The organism is Thalassospira sp. SM2505 (assembly GCF_054901115.1).
In genome coordinates this window covers 3,833,205-3,847,271 of sequence record NZ_CM142731.1, presented here as the reverse complement: position 1 = coordinate 3,847,271, position 14,067 = coordinate 3,833,205, and the positions used below count along the sequence as shown (strand labels likewise).

Here is a 14,067-nt window from a genome sequence, read left to right as displayed (position 1 = left end):
GGGAACATCACCCGTTTCTTCCCGTTTTGAGTGTTGTGAAACATTTCACTTACGAGCAAACAGGAGAACAAACATGTCGGACCTGATGAAAAAGATTTTTGCCGTTCTGATGATTGCGGGTATGGGCGTTGGCCTGGCCGCTTGTGAAACCGCCGAAGGTTTTGGCGAAGACGTCGAAGACGCCGGTGAAGCCATTCAGGATAGCGCACAGTAAATGTGACCGTCCGAAAATGTGACGGTCTGATCCGTTGCCAGATGTGCAACATCCCCCGCTCATCACAGGAGACAGGCCATGTTAGGTTGGGCCATATTCTGTCTGATCCTTGCCCTTATTGCCGCCGTTCTGGGATTTGGTGGTCTGGCCGGGACATTCGTCGGGATTGCCAAAGTCCTGTTCTTTGTCTTTATCGTGCTTTTTGCCATTTCACTTCTGGTGAATGCGCTGCGCGGTCGTCGTCCGCCGATGTAGGCCGATGATGCAATTCCAGGATTGGCCGTCCGGAACCCGGATCGGCACAAGGTCAGAAGGGCGCCATAATGGCGTCCTTTTGGTCTGTAAGGGTGATCGGGGCAAAGGGCTGCGTTATCAGTTGTAAGCTGTGCGCGGTCACGCCAGAATGGCCCCATAATCAATAAGCGGCATCTGATCCGCCCAGCTACGGAGCAACCTGGTACGATGGTAATGATAACGAAGCGTTTGTTGGCACTTGCACTGGTTCTTGGCTTTGGCGTGGCTCTTTCAGCCTGCGAAACCGCTCAGGGATTCGGCCGCGACGTGGAAAAGCTTGGTCAGCAAATTCAGGAAGGCATTAATGACTAACTCCTTTGTGGAGTTCTGAAGCGAACGGTTGTTCTATACGTCGTTGCAGGTCGCCGATATTGGCGACCTTTTTGCGTTCCTGGGAGATCCCGTCGCAATGCGCTTTACCCATTGCGACAAAACAATTGATGACTGCGAAAGGCGATTGAGTGCCTTTGAGGCGCGCCGCAAATCTGACGGTTTCGCCCCCTGGGTGATCCGGTTGCGTCAGGATCAAAGAATAATCGGCTGGGGTGGATTGTATATCGATCCGTTCGATCCTGACTGGGGGCCGGAACTGGGATATTTCTTTAATCCCGATTTCTGGGGGCAGGGCTATGCCACAGAGCTGGCAAAGACCGCAATTGATCATGCCCGCCACCAAACAGCCATTCCCGTGTTGACGGCTTTTGCCCATCCCGGAAACAGATCATCTGCCAAATTATTGCGTCGACTGGGTTTTGAGAAGCTTGGCTTTGTGAGGCAAATGAACAGGGATCGGTTTTCAATGGTCTTGAAGACTGTATAGCATCCAGCGGTTTCGAGCATGAGCCAAGCCGTAATCTCATAAATCTTGATACAATTGGCGCTGAACGCTTTCGCCTGACTGGACAGGGCAGGGCCGACCCGCTAAATAGGGCAGTCCGTCCGCCAACACGGCGGATGAATTTGTTCCGCGTTTTCCGGGTTGGAGAGATATGCAGACCGTTAACGATATCCGCACCACGTTTCTGGAGTTCTTCCGCAAGAACGGCCACGAAGTCGTTTCTTCCAGCCCGCTGGTGCCGCGCAATGACCCCACCCTGATGTTTACCAATGCCGGGATGGTCCAGTTCAAGAACGTTTTCACCGGTCAGGAACAGCGCGATTATACCCGCGCGACCACCTCGCAGAAATGCGTGCGTGCCGGTGGCAAGCATAACGACCTTGAAAATGTCGGTCATACGGCCCGCCATCACACTTTCTTTGAAATGCTCGGCAACTTTTCGTTTGGCGATTATTTCAAGGAAAACGCGATTGAATTCGCATGGAACCTGATCACCAAGGAATATGGTCTTCCCAAGGACAAGCTTCTGGTCACGGTCTATCACACCGATGACGAGGCCCATGGTTTGTGGAAAAAGATTGCCGGTCTTTCCGATGACCGCATCATTCGTATTCCGACCTCGGATAACTTCTGGTCGATGGGCGATACCGGCCCGTGTGGTCCGTGCTCGGAAATCTTCTTTGACCATGGCGATCACATCTGGGGTGGCCCTCCGGGCAGTGCCGACGAAGACGGCGACCGTTTCATTGAAATCTGGAACCTCGTCTTCATGCAGTATGAACAGATGGCAAATGGTGATCGCGTTGATCTGCCCAAGCCGTCGATTGATACCGGCATGGGTCTGGAACGTATTGCTGCCGTCCTTCAGGGCAAGCATGACAACTATGACATCGATCTGATGCGCGCACTGGTCGAAGCATCGGCCGACGCCACCAATACCGATCCGGATGGTCCGCATAATGTGTCGCACCGCGTGGTTGCCGACCATCTGCGTTCGACCAGCTTCCTGATTGCGGATGGTGTTCTGCCGTCCAATGCCGGTCGCGGTAACGTTCTGCGCCGTATCATGCGTCGCGCCATGCGCCACCTGCATATGGTCGGCACCCAGGATCCGGTCATGTATAAACTGGTCCCGGCACTGGTCCGCAAAATGGGCGGTGCTTTCCCGGAACTGGTGCGTGCACAGGCACTGATCGAAGAAACGCTCAAGCTGGAAGAGCAGGGCTTTAAAACCATGCTGGATCGCGGGCTCAAGATGCTTGATGACGCGACCGATGGCATGGGCGAGGGTGCGACCCTTTCGGGTGACGTTGCTTTCAAGCTTTATGACACCTATGGCTTCCCGCTTGATCTGACCGCCGATGCGCTTAAGGCGCGTAAAATCGGCATCGATGAAGACGGTTTCTCGTCGGCCATGGAAGAACAGAAAGCCAAGGCCCGTGCTGCATGGTCGGGTTCGGGCGAAGCGGCCACCGAAGAAGTCTGGTTTGACATCAATGACCGTGATGGCGCGACCGAATTCCTTGGTTATGAAACCGAAACCGCCGAAGGCGTTGTGACCGCGCTGATCAAGGATGGTGCCGAAGTCAAATCCGCATCGAAGGGCGACGAGGTTGCTGTTCTTGCCAACCAGACCACCTTCTTTGGTGAGTCCGGTGGTCAGCAGGGCGATGCCGGTGTGATCAAAACCGAAAAGGGTGCGGTCATTGAAATCACCGACACCCAGAAAAAGCTTGGTGCCCTTCATGTGCATTTGGGCAAGGTTGTCGAAGGCAATGTTGCTGTTGGTGATGCTGCGGAGTTCCGCGTTGATCATACCCGCCGCTCAAGCTTGCGTGCCAACCACTCGGCAACGCACCTGCTTCATGCGGTCATGCGCAAGCATCTTGGTGGTCACGTGACCCAGAAGGGCTCGCTCGTCGCACAGGACCGCCTGCGCTTTGACGTATCCCATCCCAAGGCCGTAACCGCCGAGGAAGCCGCACTGATCGAAGCCGACGTTAACCGTCTTATCCGCGAAAACAGCGAAGTCACCACTCGTCTGATGACCCCGGACGAGGCGATTGAACTGGGTGCGATGGCGCTGTTTGGTGAAAAATACGGCGATGAAGTCCGTGTTGTTTCCATGGGCCTGCCCGAAAGCAACGAACACGCTTATTCGCTCGAACTTTGCGGCGGTACGCATGTCAAGCGCACCGGCGATATCGGTATGTTCAAAATCGTTTCCGAAGGTGCGGTTTCAAGCGGTGTGCGCCGTATCGAAGCCCTGACCGGTGCCGATGCTGCCAAATACATGGCCGCACGCGAAAACGTGCTGGCAACTGTGGCAGCTGATCTTAAGGCCGTTGCCGAAGACGTCCCGGCGCGCGTGAAGGCGCTTCAGGAAGAACGTCGTCGTCTTGAACGCGAAGTATCCGATCTGCGCAAGAAACTTGCGACTGCCGGTTCCGGTGGTGCATCGGGTGGCGATGCCTTCAAGGAAATCAATGGCGTCAAACTTGCCCTGCGTTCGCTCGACGGTATTCCTGCCAAGGAACTCAAAGGCATGGTTGACGAACTGCGCGATCAGATGGGTTCAGGTATCGTGGCCCTTGTTTCGGGTGATGGTGGCAAGGCGTCCATCGTGGTTGGCCTGACCGAAGACCTGACCGCAAAATTCAGCGCGGTTGACCTTGTCCGTATCGGTGTCGAGAAACTCGGCGGCAAGGGCGGCGGTGGCCGTCCGGACATGGCGCAGGGTGGCGGTTCCGACCCGTCACAGGCCGACGCCGCACTGGCTGCCATCGAGGCGCATGTGGCTGGCTAATGCCGTCACAGACAAAAGTATGAATAATGAAAGGGCCCCCGTTCGGGGCCCTTTTTTTTTCGGTTATGGAACTGGGGTACTTAAATTATATCTGCTTAATAAATCTTTTGGTTGCGGTACTTGTGTTCTCAGGTCTAACCTTTGGTTGCATTTGAAGGGGGGAGACAGATGAGACCAGAATATTTGTCCCAAGGTGAAGCAGCGCGATTGTTTCCAGTTTTGGCGACAACTTCGAAAGAGGGCAGAACAACCGCAGTCGTGCTAAGTTGTTTAACAAGTATTCATGAGTTCGGACAAAATTTACTGAAGTCATTAGGTGTTCGTGTTGGTCGTACCTCTACGATTGACGCCTTTACCGAGATTGTTTTTGCTGGGGATAAAACAGCGTCGAAAGATCGCCCGGATGGCCTGTTAATAGTGCAGACTGGAAAACGCGAATGGCGGGCGCTCGTTGAAACCAAGGTCGGTTCAAACCTGCTGGATGATGACCAAGTAGAAAGATATCGCAACCTTGCTAAATTGCATGGGGTCGATTGCGTAATTACGATTTCCAATCAGTTTACATCCAAGCCTGAAAATCACCCGTTGCAATCTGTTCGCAAAAGTCGGTCTCGTATTCCAGTCTATCATTGGTCCTGGATGTTCATTCTTACGACGGCAGACTTGTTGATAAGCAACGATGAGGTTTCTGACCCAGATCAGCTTTATCTACTCAATGAATTAAAGCGTTTTTTAACCCACGAAAGTACGGGGATAAAAGGTTTTGACCGGATGCCGCAAGAATGGACAGAGCTGAACAAGCTTGTCTCTGCATCTGAAGGGATACCAGCTAAGTCCGAATCAGCCCAAGTTGTTCTTGAAGCTTGGCATCAGGAAACCCGCGATCTTTCCCTTATTTTGAGTCGGCAGACCCAGACACTGGTTCGTGAGAAGCTCCCAAGAAAGCACATGGATGATCCGAACCTGCGTATGAAAGAAGAGTTTGCCTGTCTGCGGGAAACAAAACGTTTAGGTACAACGCTCATCATTCCTGATGCCGCTTCTCCTGTAGAGGTTTATGCCAATTTGATGACGCGCTCCATATCAGTGGAGATGTTCCTCAGGGCGCCGGAGGATAAGAAATCAACCAAAGCCCGCGTCAACTGGCTTCTGAGACAACTGAAATCTGTCGAAACGCCGGATATCCACATTCGTTTGATGTGGCCTGGTAGCAGTGAGGCTACGCTCTATCCACTCGAAGAGCTTCGGGAAGATGCCACGATTGCGGAAACCGGGAAAGAAGGTATGCAAGTGCTTGGTTTCCACGTTTTACTGTCGCGCAGAATTGGTGCGAAGTTTACGCAGCAAACCAATTTCATCTCATCCTTGGAAGAAATTGTTCCAGAGTTTTACAAAGACATTGGGCAAAACCTTGTCGCGTGGCGGAAGGCTGCGCCCAAAATCAAATCTAAACGAGACGGGGCGTTGGATGTCAGTGTTGATGCTCTGGAGGAAGAAGCCGAGGAAATGGCGTTGGAAGGCTGAGGCGCGAAAGTATGAATAATGAAAGGGCCCCCGTTCGGGGCCCTTTTGTTTTGTGTGATGAATGTGCCGATGTCAGGTTTGCCAGACTTCAGAATACCACTTTGCGCGGAGTGCGCGGGCGGATGATCTGCCAGCCAAGATTCATGCCCGCCGCTGCAATCAGAATGGCAATTGCGCCGATGATCTGGCCCATATCCGGGCGATAGCCAAAGGCAATCAGATCGACAATGATCGCGACCACCGGATAGATGAAGCTGAGTGATCCTTGCAAATGGGTTGGCAGTTTCTGAACCGCCCCATACATCAGCACATACATGATCCCGGTATGAACCACCCCGACCGTGATCAGTGATCCCCAGCTAAGCGCGCTGTCTGGCAGATTTTCAAGATCGGCAAACGGGACAAGCATCAGGATGCCGACACAGACCTGAATAAGGGCGATCAGATGCGGCGGCGTGCCTTTGAGCTTTTTGGTGATGATGGCTGCCGTTGCCCAGAAAAATGCCGCACCAAGCGCCATCAGAATGCCCCCGGCATAGTCCGATCCGCCAAGACCACCCTGGGGTTTTCCGGCAATGATCAAAAGCAGTCCGGCAAAGGCGATGCCGAGCCAGATGAATTTGTTGGCAGTCAGTTTCTCGCCAAAGAAGGCTGCACCAAACAGCACCAGCATGAAGGGCTGGGTGTTGTAAACCGCAGTCGATACCGAGATCGAGGCCATCGGATAGGACTGAAACAGCATGTACCAGTTCGTCACAATGGCAACACCGCCAAGTGCTGCCCAGCCCAGCATGCGCAGGTTCAAAAGCCCGCGCAAAAGACCCATCACCGTGCAAATCACCAGAAGGGATGCCGCGCCAAACACGCAGCGCCAGAAAACCACATCCATTGCCGGGCGGTCAGACATCACCACAAACCAGCCAATGGTCCCCAGAATTGTCATGGCAGCCGTCATTTCGATGGTGCCGCGTACTTGTTCTTTCATCGGAAAGCTCCGTTCAGGAATTCATTTGATGGCATTACTTTCCGCTTTTTGCGACCGGTTTTATATGGCTTGTGAAAGGTAAAATTGCCATGTAGCCTTTTTAATGAAAGCACGGTTACGATTTTTACGGGATTTATAAAGTCATGGATGAAATCGATCAGAAGATTCTTAAAATCCTGATGCGCGATGCCCGAATCTCGCAAAAGGAACTGGCGGCCAAGGTCGGCCTGTCTGCACCCGGTGTGGCCGAGCGGGTCCGTCGGCTCGAAGAGCGCGGGGTCATTCGCGGCTTTACGATTGATGTCGATCCCGAGGCACTGGGCTATCCGCTTCAGGCCATCGTGCGTATCCGGCCACTTCCGGGGAAGTTACATATCGTACAGCAGCTGATTTCCGAAATTCCCGAGTTTGGCGAATGCGACAAGGTAACGGGCGATGATTGCTTTGTCGCACGGCTTTATATCCGGTCGATGAAGGAGCTGGACGGTTTGCTTGATCAGATTGTCGACAAGGCCGAAACCAATACCGCCATTGTCAAATCCAAGCCGGTAGAACGGCGCATGCCGCCCCTGTCACCCAGATAGCAACGCATCCTTGTCAGGCGGATTGCGCAGTGCAAAGGCCGCCAGTTCGTCGATAAACACCCGTTGGCGCATCGGCATGAAATCGGTTTCATGCCAGACCGCATAGAAATCGCGCATTTCCGTATCCCAGTCGGAAAGGATCGGGACCAGAGTGCCTGCGGCAAGATCATCGGCAATGATGTTATGGGCAAACAGTCCAAGCCCGTGGCCTTTGCGGACCATTTTGATGGCCATTTCCATTTCATCGACATTGAACCGGCCTGTCGCGGGAACGCTTTCTTCGGTCCCGGTCTTGCGATCATAAAATCGCCAGGTCAGAAGCGGGCGGGAGATGATCATGTCGTGATTGGCAAGATCGGCCGGTGATGTCGGGTATCCCTTGCGTGCCAGATAGGACGGTCCGGCGCAGGGGACAAGCCAAGTGCCTGCCAGCCTGCGCATCATCAGGGACGGGCGGGTTTGTTTGCCGACCCGGATGGCGATATCAAACGGAAAGTCTTCTTCGGGCAGAATGGCGTTGGACAGGGTCAGATGCAGCTCAATCCGCGGATAGCGCGTCATAAAATCCGAAAAGAAATCGGGCAGCCAATAGTTGGCAAGATTGACCGGAAGCGCCAGACGCAGAAGTCCGGCGCATTGGCTTTGGCGCTGATCGATCTCGTCCAGCTGCAGGGCAAGTTCGGACATGATCGGCTTGATGCGGTTATAATATTCCCGTCCTGCCTCGGTCAGGGAAAAGATTCCGCCACCCCGATCAAGCAATTTGCAGCCAAGGGCAGCTTCAAGCTTTTGCAAGCGCCGACTAAGGGTCGCAACCGGAATGCGCATCTGGGTTGATCCGCGGCGCAAGCTGCCCGCATCTACCAGATTTGCGAAAATCGCGAGATCATCAAGATTTTGCAGGTGTTCCATTTATGGGAATTTATCTTCCAGTATTATCGTCTTTTCTCAAAAACAAGAATAGGGGATGTTTGACCCAGACGACAGCCCCAATATGAGGATCCGATATGTTCCCCCCGCAGATGCAGCGCTTTGTGTTTTCCTTCTTCATGTCGCTTTGGCTGTGTTTCCTGATGACCGGCATTGTCACCCTGATCAATACCGGCATTGATGCCGGATACCCGTCCCGTTGGGCGCGTGCCTTTATCGTTGCATGGCCGATCGGTTTTACGCTGGTGATGATCAGTGCGGGCACCGTCAACAGGATTACATCGCGCCTTGTTCGGCAGATTGCCTGAAACACAACAGACCCCCGACGCGCCACCAAAGACGCGCTTGAAAGCTCGGCAGTTCTGATTGCCGGGCTTTTTCTATGTTTTCCTGTTCTTCGTAATTTCAGTGTTCTGTCGACCTGTCATGCGGGCGTGAAACCCACCCATGCAAAAACGGTGATTGTTTAAATCAAGAAATTGAACCAAATTCGATTTTACGTCAAAAATGATCCATTGGCAGAGGGCCGCATTGGCATGGTTGCGCAAAACCGCATGGAAAAACGCCGGCAACGCGAAGAAATGATCCTTGATGCTGCAGGGGAGCTGATTGCAGAAGTCGGCTTTTTCGAGCTCAAGATGTCCGATCTTGCGCGGGCCTGTGATATCTCGGTCGGCACCCTTTATGGCCATTTTGCCAGCAAGGAGGATTTGCTGATCGGGCTTGCCGTTATGGCCGGTGCCAAACGGGCCGACAAGTTCGATATCGCACGCAATCACGATGGCAGTGCAATTGAAAAATACATCATCGCCAATTTGCTTGATCTGAGCTTTTCCATCGATAATCCGCAATTGTTCGAGGCCGAATATCTTGCCCTTGCGCCGTCGGTCTGGAAGCGTGCCACACCGGCCCGACATCAGGCGCAGCTTGATCAGATCAATGCCATTACCACCATGTTTCAGACCTTCCTGACCGAGGGTGAGGACGAGCTTGGCATTGCATCGGACATGACCAGTCGTAGCCGCAACCTTAACCTTGGAAGTTGGGGGCTTGGTTACGGGATCAATGTGCTGGTTCTGTCTGAAATTACCGACCGGCATTACGGTCAGGAGCTGCGCAAGAACGCGCTGGGTATCCTGTGTGACGGTCTTGCCGATCTGATGATCGGGGCAGGCTGGCAGGTGGATGATGCCCGCGAAAAGGTCCGCGCTCTTGCTGTCACCTATGCCAGTGCCAGCGCCCTTTGATGATGACTTGAATAGCCCGTTTACCCCTTTTACGACGCCACCAATAGCGCCCCACGGAGTTCCCCATGTCGCAGGAAAACAAGGCAATGTCGGCAGTCTTTCTGACTGTGCTGTTTGGCTTTGCCGGTTTCAGTTTGCCCTATCCGGTGTTCGGTCCGATGTTCCTGAAACCCGAACTTGGTTTTCTTGATCCCTCGGTACCCGAACAATATCGCACCATCCTGCTTGGTGTTGCGATGGCGCTTTATCCCATCGGGCAATTTATTGGCGCCCCCTGGCTTGGCCGACTTTCAGACAGGGTCGGGCGCAAACCGGTTTTGGTGGCATCCCTTCTGGGAGCGGCGAGTGGTTATGTTGTGGTTGCGGTCGGCGTGGCGAATGCCAATTTGCCGATGGTTCTGATTGGCCGTTTTGTGTCGGGTCTGTGCGAGGGCAATATGGCAATCGCACAGTCGATTGCATCGGATATCAGCAAACCTGAAAACAAGGTGCGCAATTTCGGCCTGATCACGGTTGCGATCAATGTCGGCTGGATCATCGGACCCCTGATGGGGGGCTTTTTCTCGGACCCGTCCATTCATCCGTCCTTTAACGTGTCCTGGCCGTTCTTCTTTGCCGCAGGCATGTACGGGTTTAACCTTCTGGTTGTCGCGGTTGTTCTGCATATTCCCGAATATGCGCGCCGTCGCGGGCGGACCAAGGATGATCAGATCGTTGCCGGGCGTTCGGTATGGGCGACGCTGCGTGATCCGGTATTGCTGCCGGGCTATGCGGTGTCCTTTGCCAGCTATTTTGCGATCTATCTGTTCTTCTGCTTCTTTGGCGTCTATCTGGTCCAGACCCATGACGTCACCAGCAGCTTCCTTGGCATGTGTTCGGCAATCATTTCGATCCCGCTTATTCTGGCCGGATTGACGGTGGAACGCGCGCAGCGTCCGCTCGGGCTTCGCGGGGTTGCGACCCTTGGGCATCTGTTGCTGGCCATCGGCCTGATTACTTTTGTTTTGCCGGATGGTCTGGTCTGGGTGTTTGTGCCGATGTGCATTGCCGCCTTCGGGATCGCATGGTGCGAAGTCACCACCAGCCTGTTCATTTCAAACGGGGCCGGGGCCCATGAACAGGGGCAGGCATTGGGTATTTACAGATCCGTCCATGTTCTGGCCGAGGCTGCAGCCGTTCTGACCGGCGGTGTATTGGCGGGGCTCAATAACACGTCGCCCTTCATGGTCGGCGGGGTGGCGGCCATGATTTGTGTGATCGGTATTCTGGGCTGGGTAAAGTCGCGCGCACTGACACCCGCACCCGCGGAAGTCGCCGCCGAATAATCCGGGTCTGATGATCATGGAAAATCATGAAACGCCCGCATCGTTTGCGGGCGTTTTTTGTTTCAGATATCTGTGAGATCGTAAGGGGCAAGGGCGGCGCGTGCCATCAGCGCACTGGCGGCATCAGTTCCCTTGCGTTTGTCATCGGGCATTTTTGCCAGATCATCGGCAAGGCTGCGGGTGATATCGAGTTCATCAAGATCAGAGCATACCTCCATCACGCGCGCCCAGATCGCATCATGATCCATCCCGCCCATGACGGTCAGGGCAATGGCCCGGTTCAGGGTGGCTTCGATATGGTCGGGATCCTGCGACAGGATTTGCTCGAAAGCTTCAAAGGCAGCGATCAGATGGCCTTCGCGCAGATTGATCACGCCCAGATCATTCGATGCGGCAAGCGACGAAGGATCAATCCGAAGCAACTGTTCAACCGCTCGCCGTTCGCCTTCAATATCGTCATTGGCGCGATAACAGGCTGCCATCAGGCGATGGATGGTTTGCGAACCCGGACGGTGATGGGCGGCGGTCTGAAGTGATGACAGGGCCGTTTCGCTGCGATCAAGTTCCAGCAAAGCCTGCGCACGCAGCGTCAGCAGCGCAGCATCGGTCGGTTTGGTTCGCAGAACAATATCGACATGATTGAGCGCGCTGCGCGCATCGCCATTTTGCAACAGGGCGCGTGCAATGTGATAGAGGCAGTCGGCATTGTCCCCATCAGATTGCAGCACCGTGCGATATTCGCCAAGAGCTTCGGTAATCGAACCTTTTTCGTGAAGGGCGCGGGCCAGACCAAAGCGGGCCTCAAGATTATCCATATCTTCGCCAAGGGCCTGACGCAGCATATTGATGGCGGCATCAAACTGTCGCCTTTTCAGTGCTGCAAGCCCCATATCTGCAAAGGACATTGCATTCATAACCGGTTTCCCAATCCATTCCTGATCCGTTGCCCGGATCTTTAGATTTATCGATCAACGATAGGATTATAAGGTCCGGGACGGGCATTGCCAGCCCTATGTCACCAGCCTTATGTCATAAGTGGTGATTGATTGCGGGCGATGCTTTGGAAATGTCGCGAAACCGCGATCATCGGTTCACAAATGCACGATGGATTTCTGTTTTCGTGGCCTGTGCCCAATCCACAACAAGATCAAAATTGGACTGTCGCGTCAGATCTGAATAGGGACCGTCATAACGGGTATCGTTTGACGGCGCGTATCCGGGCAGCATTTCGGTTGGTGGCAGGCGGAAGTCAAAGCCGTAGGAAACCGAAAGGAATTGATGGTCGCGGGCGATCTGAAATGTCGCAAAAAACATCGTGTCGGGATGCACTATTTTGCGATCGGCAAGATAGCTTGATGCTTGTTTGAAGTGTGGTGGTGTCAGATTGTCAAACCGGCTGACCAGTTCTTCAAGGACAAGGCAACCGGTTTCCGATGGGGAGGATGGCGCTATTTCCCTGAAGAACAGGGCATCGGAGTTTCGCGCACACCATTTTTCAGTGCCGGGATGGTAATCCGCGCCGTCATTGAGCGAAACTGTCAGAAAGATCAGGCCATCAAGGGTGTGGTCCTGCCCGATCCGGGCAAGAACAGCTTTGCCAAGGGGGTATGGGCCATCAGCGTCAAAGGTTTTGACACCGGCAAGTGTCCAGTTCCCCTTTGGCAACATGACCTGACCGTGTGGCGTTTCAATTTGCTGAACCATCACTGTCCCGATGGGGGGATTGTCCTTAAACAGGCTTTCGGCAAAGGCCGAAAATGACATCAAGAGACCCGTTAAAAACACCAGCAACAGTTTGATCATCGGTTTCCCCGCAATGGTCGTGCCGGGGGCATTGATATGCCGCCCGGCACGCATGCATGAATTCGCTTATGGTTTATGCAGCATCTTGATTTCCATGAAATCTTCAAGGCCAAACAGGCCGCCTTCACGCCCGATACCCGATTGTTTATAGCCGCCAAACGGGCTTCCAGGACGCGGGAAGGCACCATTGATGCGGATCATGCCAGCACGCAATTTGCGGGCAACGCGATCGGCCTTTGCGGCATCCGGGGTCTGGATATAGGCCGCCAGCCCATAGGGCGTGTCATTGGCGATCTTAATCGCTTCTTCTTCGGTGTCGAACGGGATCATGGCGACAACCGGGCCAAAGATTTCCTCACGTGCGATGCGCATCGTGTTGTTCACATCGGCAAAGATGGTCGGCTTGGTGTAATAGCCTTCATTGATCCCGTCAGGTTTGCCAACTCCGCCAGCCAAAAGGGTCGCACCTTCATCGATGCCCGCCTGAATAAGGGTCTGTACCCTTTCAAACTGAATATGGCTGACCAGCGGGCCGATATGATCGCCTTCAACGGACGGATCGCCGACCTTTGCGGCTTCGCCAACGCGTTTTGCAACCTTGAGGGCCTCGTCATAGATGGATCGCTGAACAAGCATCCGGGTCGGTGCGTCGCAGGTCTGGCCGGTATTGTTAAAGACATCAAGGACGCTAAATGTGATGCGGTCTTCGACATCAACATCGTCAAACACGATATTTGGCGATTTGCCACCAAGTTCCAGCGTGACGCGCTTGATGTTTTCCGCGGCATCGCGCGTAATCGCCTTGCCCGCGCGGGTCGATCCGGTAAAGGACATCATCGAAATATCGGGATGCTGCGAAAGGGTGGCACCGGCGACCGGGCCTGCGCCTTGCACAAGGTTGAATGCCCCGGCCGGGAATCCCGCCTCGTGGATCATTTCGGCATAAAGGGTGGCATTAAGCGGGGTGAATTCGGACGGTTTAAGCACACAGGTGCAGCCGGTTGCCAGGGCCGGAATGACCTTGAGCACGATCTGGTTGATCGGCCAGTTCCATGGCGTGATCAGACCGCACACGCCTATCGGTTCGCGCAAAAGCGTTTCACCATTATGCAGGGTTTCTTCAAGCTTCAGATCGCGCAGCACATGAATGAAATCTTCAAGATGGGCGGTACCGGCATCGGCCTGCTGTTCGCGGGCCATGGTGATCGGCGCGCCAAGCTCCATGCTGATGGTTCGGGCGACTTCCTCGTAGCGGCGTTTATAGATCGCAAGCAGGTTTTCAAGCCAGCCAAGGCGCTGATCAATCGTCGTCTGGCTATAGGTTGAAAAGGCACGCTTGGCCGCGGCAACTGCAAGGTCGACATCTTCTTCGCTGGCCAGCGTGATCCGGGTGATGACTTCTTCGGTGGCCGGATTGATGACATCCATTTTCTGGGACGAGATCGGATCAACCCATTTGCCATTGATGTAAAATTTGCCTGCGTTTTCCATTAAGGAAGCCTTCCTGATCATATGGT

At 54.0% G+C, this 14,067-nt stretch carries 15 protein-coding genes; 10 read left to right on the top strand and 5 right to left on the bottom strand.

Translation table 11 applies throughout. The annotated features are described in order from the left end of the window. Positions 1 to 73 precede the first annotated feature (73 nt). The 6 genes from ACTU44_RS18075 to ACTU44_RS18050 all read left to right on the top strand — a co-directional run bounded on the left by ACTU44_RS18075 (position 74) and on the right by ACTU44_RS18050 (position 5,676). Positions 74 to 214 carry an entericidin A/B family lipoprotein gene (locus ACTU44_RS18075; RefSeq protein WP_114098520.1) on the top strand — a complete coding sequence of 47 codons (141 nt, stop codon included), beginning with the start codon at positions 74 to 76 and terminating at the stop codon, positions 212 to 214. 78 nt (positions 215 to 292) lie between these two features. Next, positions 293 to 469, top strand: coding sequence for a DUF1328 domain-containing protein (locus ACTU44_RS18070; RefSeq protein WP_114098521.1), 177 nt, complete (start codon positions 293 to 295; stop codon positions 467 to 469). 207 nt (positions 470 to 676) lie between these two features. Beyond that, positions 677 to 820 (top strand): entericidin, encoded by a 144-nt coding sequence (locus ACTU44_RS18065; RefSeq protein WP_462096088.1) that lies wholly within the window; start codon positions 677 to 679, stop codon positions 818 to 820. 28 nt (positions 821 to 848) lie between these two features. Continuing rightward, positions 849 to 1,328, top strand: a complete 480-nt coding sequence (locus tag ACTU44_RS18060) for a GNAT family N-acetyltransferase (RefSeq protein ID WP_114098523.1) — start codon at positions 849 to 851, stop codon at positions 1,326 to 1,328. A gap of 169 nt (positions 1,329 to 1,497) precedes the next feature. Further along, entirely contained in the window at positions 1,498 to 4,152 is a 2,655-nt protein-coding gene (gene alaS, locus ACTU44_RS18055; protein WP_114098524.1) for an alanine--tRNA ligase, read from the top strand. 168 nt (positions 4,153 to 4,320) lie between these two features. Beyond that, positions 4,321 to 5,676: a hypothetical protein gene (locus ACTU44_RS18050; RefSeq protein WP_114098525.1), complete on the top strand. Its 1,356-nt coding sequence runs from the start codon at positions 4,321 to 4,323 to the stop codon at positions 5,674 to 5,676. 88 nt (positions 5,677 to 5,764) lie between these two features. Here ACTU44_RS18050 and ACTU44_RS18045 read toward each other — a convergent pair whose 3' ends face one another. Then, a complete protein-coding gene (locus ACTU44_RS18045; protein ID WP_114098526.1) occupies positions 5,765 to 6,661 on the bottom strand; it encodes a DMT family transporter in 897 nt (298 codons plus the stop codon). Between the two features lie 143 nt (positions 6,662 to 6,804). On the opposite strand from ACTU44_RS18045, the gene ACTU44_RS18040 reads away from it, so the two are divergent. Then, positions 6,805 to 7,245 carry an Lrp/AsnC family transcriptional regulator gene (locus ACTU44_RS18040; protein WP_114098527.1) on the top strand — a complete coding sequence of 147 codons (441 nt, stop codon included), beginning with the start codon at positions 6,805 to 6,807 and terminating at the stop codon, positions 7,243 to 7,245. On the opposite strand, the gene ACTU44_RS18035 is transcribed toward ACTU44_RS18040, so the two are convergent. Next, positions 7,234 to 8,157: a LysR family transcriptional regulator gene (locus tag ACTU44_RS18035; RefSeq protein ID WP_114098528.1), complete on the bottom strand. Its 924-nt coding sequence runs from the start codon at positions 8,155 to 8,157 to the stop codon at positions 7,234 to 7,236. The two genes, ACTU44_RS18040 and ACTU44_RS18035, sit on opposite strands and share 12 nt — an antisense overlap. Positions 8,158 to 8,252: 95 nt before the next feature. Between ACTU44_RS18035 and ACTU44_RS18030 the strand changes: the two genes are divergently transcribed. The 3 genes from ACTU44_RS18030 to ACTU44_RS18020 all read left to right on the top strand — a co-directional run bounded on the left by ACTU44_RS18030 (position 8,253) and on the right by ACTU44_RS18020 (position 10,747). Then, complete coding sequence (locus ACTU44_RS18030; protein ID WP_114098529.1) at positions 8,253 to 8,483, top strand: DUF2798 domain-containing protein; 231 nt, start codon at positions 8,253 to 8,255, stop codon at positions 8,481 to 8,483. Between the two features lie 228 nt (positions 8,484 to 8,711). Continuing rightward, complete coding sequence (locus tag ACTU44_RS18025) at positions 8,712 to 9,422, top strand: TetR/AcrR family transcriptional regulator (protein ID WP_147251992.1); 711 nt, start codon at positions 8,712 to 8,714, stop codon at positions 9,420 to 9,422. A 65-nt stretch (positions 9,423 to 9,487) separates the two neighbouring features. Continuing rightward, on the top strand, positions 9,488 to 10,747 hold the full coding sequence (locus ACTU44_RS18020; RefSeq protein ID WP_114098531.1) for an MFS transporter: 1,260 nt from the start codon (positions 9,488 to 9,490) through the stop codon (positions 10,745 to 10,747). Positions 10,748 to 10,809: 62 nt separating this feature from the next. Here ACTU44_RS18020 and ACTU44_RS18015 read toward each other — a convergent pair whose 3' ends face one another. The 3 genes from ACTU44_RS18015 to ACTU44_RS18005 form a co-directional block, all read right to left on the bottom strand. Further along, positions 10,810 to 11,661 carry a tetratricopeptide repeat protein gene (locus ACTU44_RS18015; protein ID WP_114098532.1) on the bottom strand — a complete coding sequence of 284 codons (852 nt, stop codon included), beginning with the start codon at positions 11,659 to 11,661 and terminating at the stop codon, positions 10,810 to 10,812. A gap of 169 nt (positions 11,662 to 11,830) precedes the next feature. Next, a complete protein-coding gene (locus ACTU44_RS18010) occupies positions 11,831 to 12,550 on the bottom strand; it encodes a hypothetical protein (protein ID WP_181850274.1) in 720 nt (239 codons plus the stop codon). 66 nt (positions 12,551 to 12,616) lie between these two features. Next, positions 12,617 to 14,041, bottom strand: a complete 1,425-nt coding sequence (locus tag ACTU44_RS18005; RefSeq protein ID WP_114098534.1) for an aldehyde dehydrogenase family protein — start codon at positions 14,039 to 14,041, stop codon at positions 12,617 to 12,619. Positions 14,042 to 14,067 lie beyond the last annotated feature (26 nt).

Bases quoted from the DNA above. Each gene is read 5' to 3' on its own strand.
- ACTU44_RS18035 (WP_114098528.1), bottom strand. From the start codon at position 8,157: ATGGAACACCTGCAAAATCTTGATGATCTCGCGATTTTCGCAAATCTG.
- ACTU44_RS18015 (WP_114098532.1), bottom strand. From the start codon at position 11,661: ATGAATGCAATGTCCTTTGCAGATATGGGGCTTGCAGCACTGAAAAGG.
- ACTU44_RS18010 (WP_181850274.1), bottom strand. From the start codon at position 12,550: ATGATCAAACTGTTGCTGGTGTTTTTAACGGGTCTCTTGATGTCATTT.
- ACTU44_RS18065 (WP_462096088.1), top strand. From the start codon at position 677: ATGGTAATGATAACGAAGCGTTTGTTGGCACTTGCACTGGTTCTTGGC.
- ACTU44_RS18020 (WP_114098531.1), top strand. From the start codon at position 9,488: ATGTCGCAGGAAAACAAGGCAATGTCGGCAGTCTTTCTGACTGTGCTG.
- ACTU44_RS18070 (WP_114098521.1), top strand. From the start codon at position 293: ATGTTAGGTTGGGCCATATTCTGTCTGATCCTTGCCCTTATTGCCGCC.
- ACTU44_RS18075 (WP_114098520.1), top strand. From the start codon at position 74: ATGTCGGACCTGATGAAAAAGATTTTTGCCGTTCTGATGATTGCGGGT.
- ACTU44_RS18040 (WP_114098527.1), top strand. From the start codon at position 6,805: ATGGATGAAATCGATCAGAAGATTCTTAAAATCCTGATGCGCGATGCC.
- ACTU44_RS18050 (WP_114098525.1), top strand. From the start codon at position 4,321: ATGAGACCAGAATATTTGTCCCAAGGTGAAGCAGCGCGATTGTTTCCA.
- alaS (WP_114098524.1), top strand. From the start codon at position 1,498: ATGCAGACCGTTAACGATATCCGCACCACGTTTCTGGAGTTCTTCCGC.
- ACTU44_RS18005 (WP_114098534.1), bottom strand. From the start codon at position 14,041: ATGGAAAACGCAGGCAAATTTTACATCAATGGCAAATGGGTTGATCCG.
- ACTU44_RS18030 (WP_114098529.1), top strand. From the start codon at position 8,253: ATGTTCCCCCCGCAGATGCAGCGCTTTGTGTTTTCCTTCTTCATGTCG.
- ACTU44_RS18025 (WP_147251992.1), top strand. From the start codon at position 8,712: ATGGTTGCGCAAAACCGCATGGAAAAACGCCGGCAACGCGAAGAAATG.
- ACTU44_RS18045 (WP_114098526.1), bottom strand. From the start codon at position 6,661: ATGAAAGAACAAGTACGCGGCACCATCGAAATGACGGCTGCCATGACA.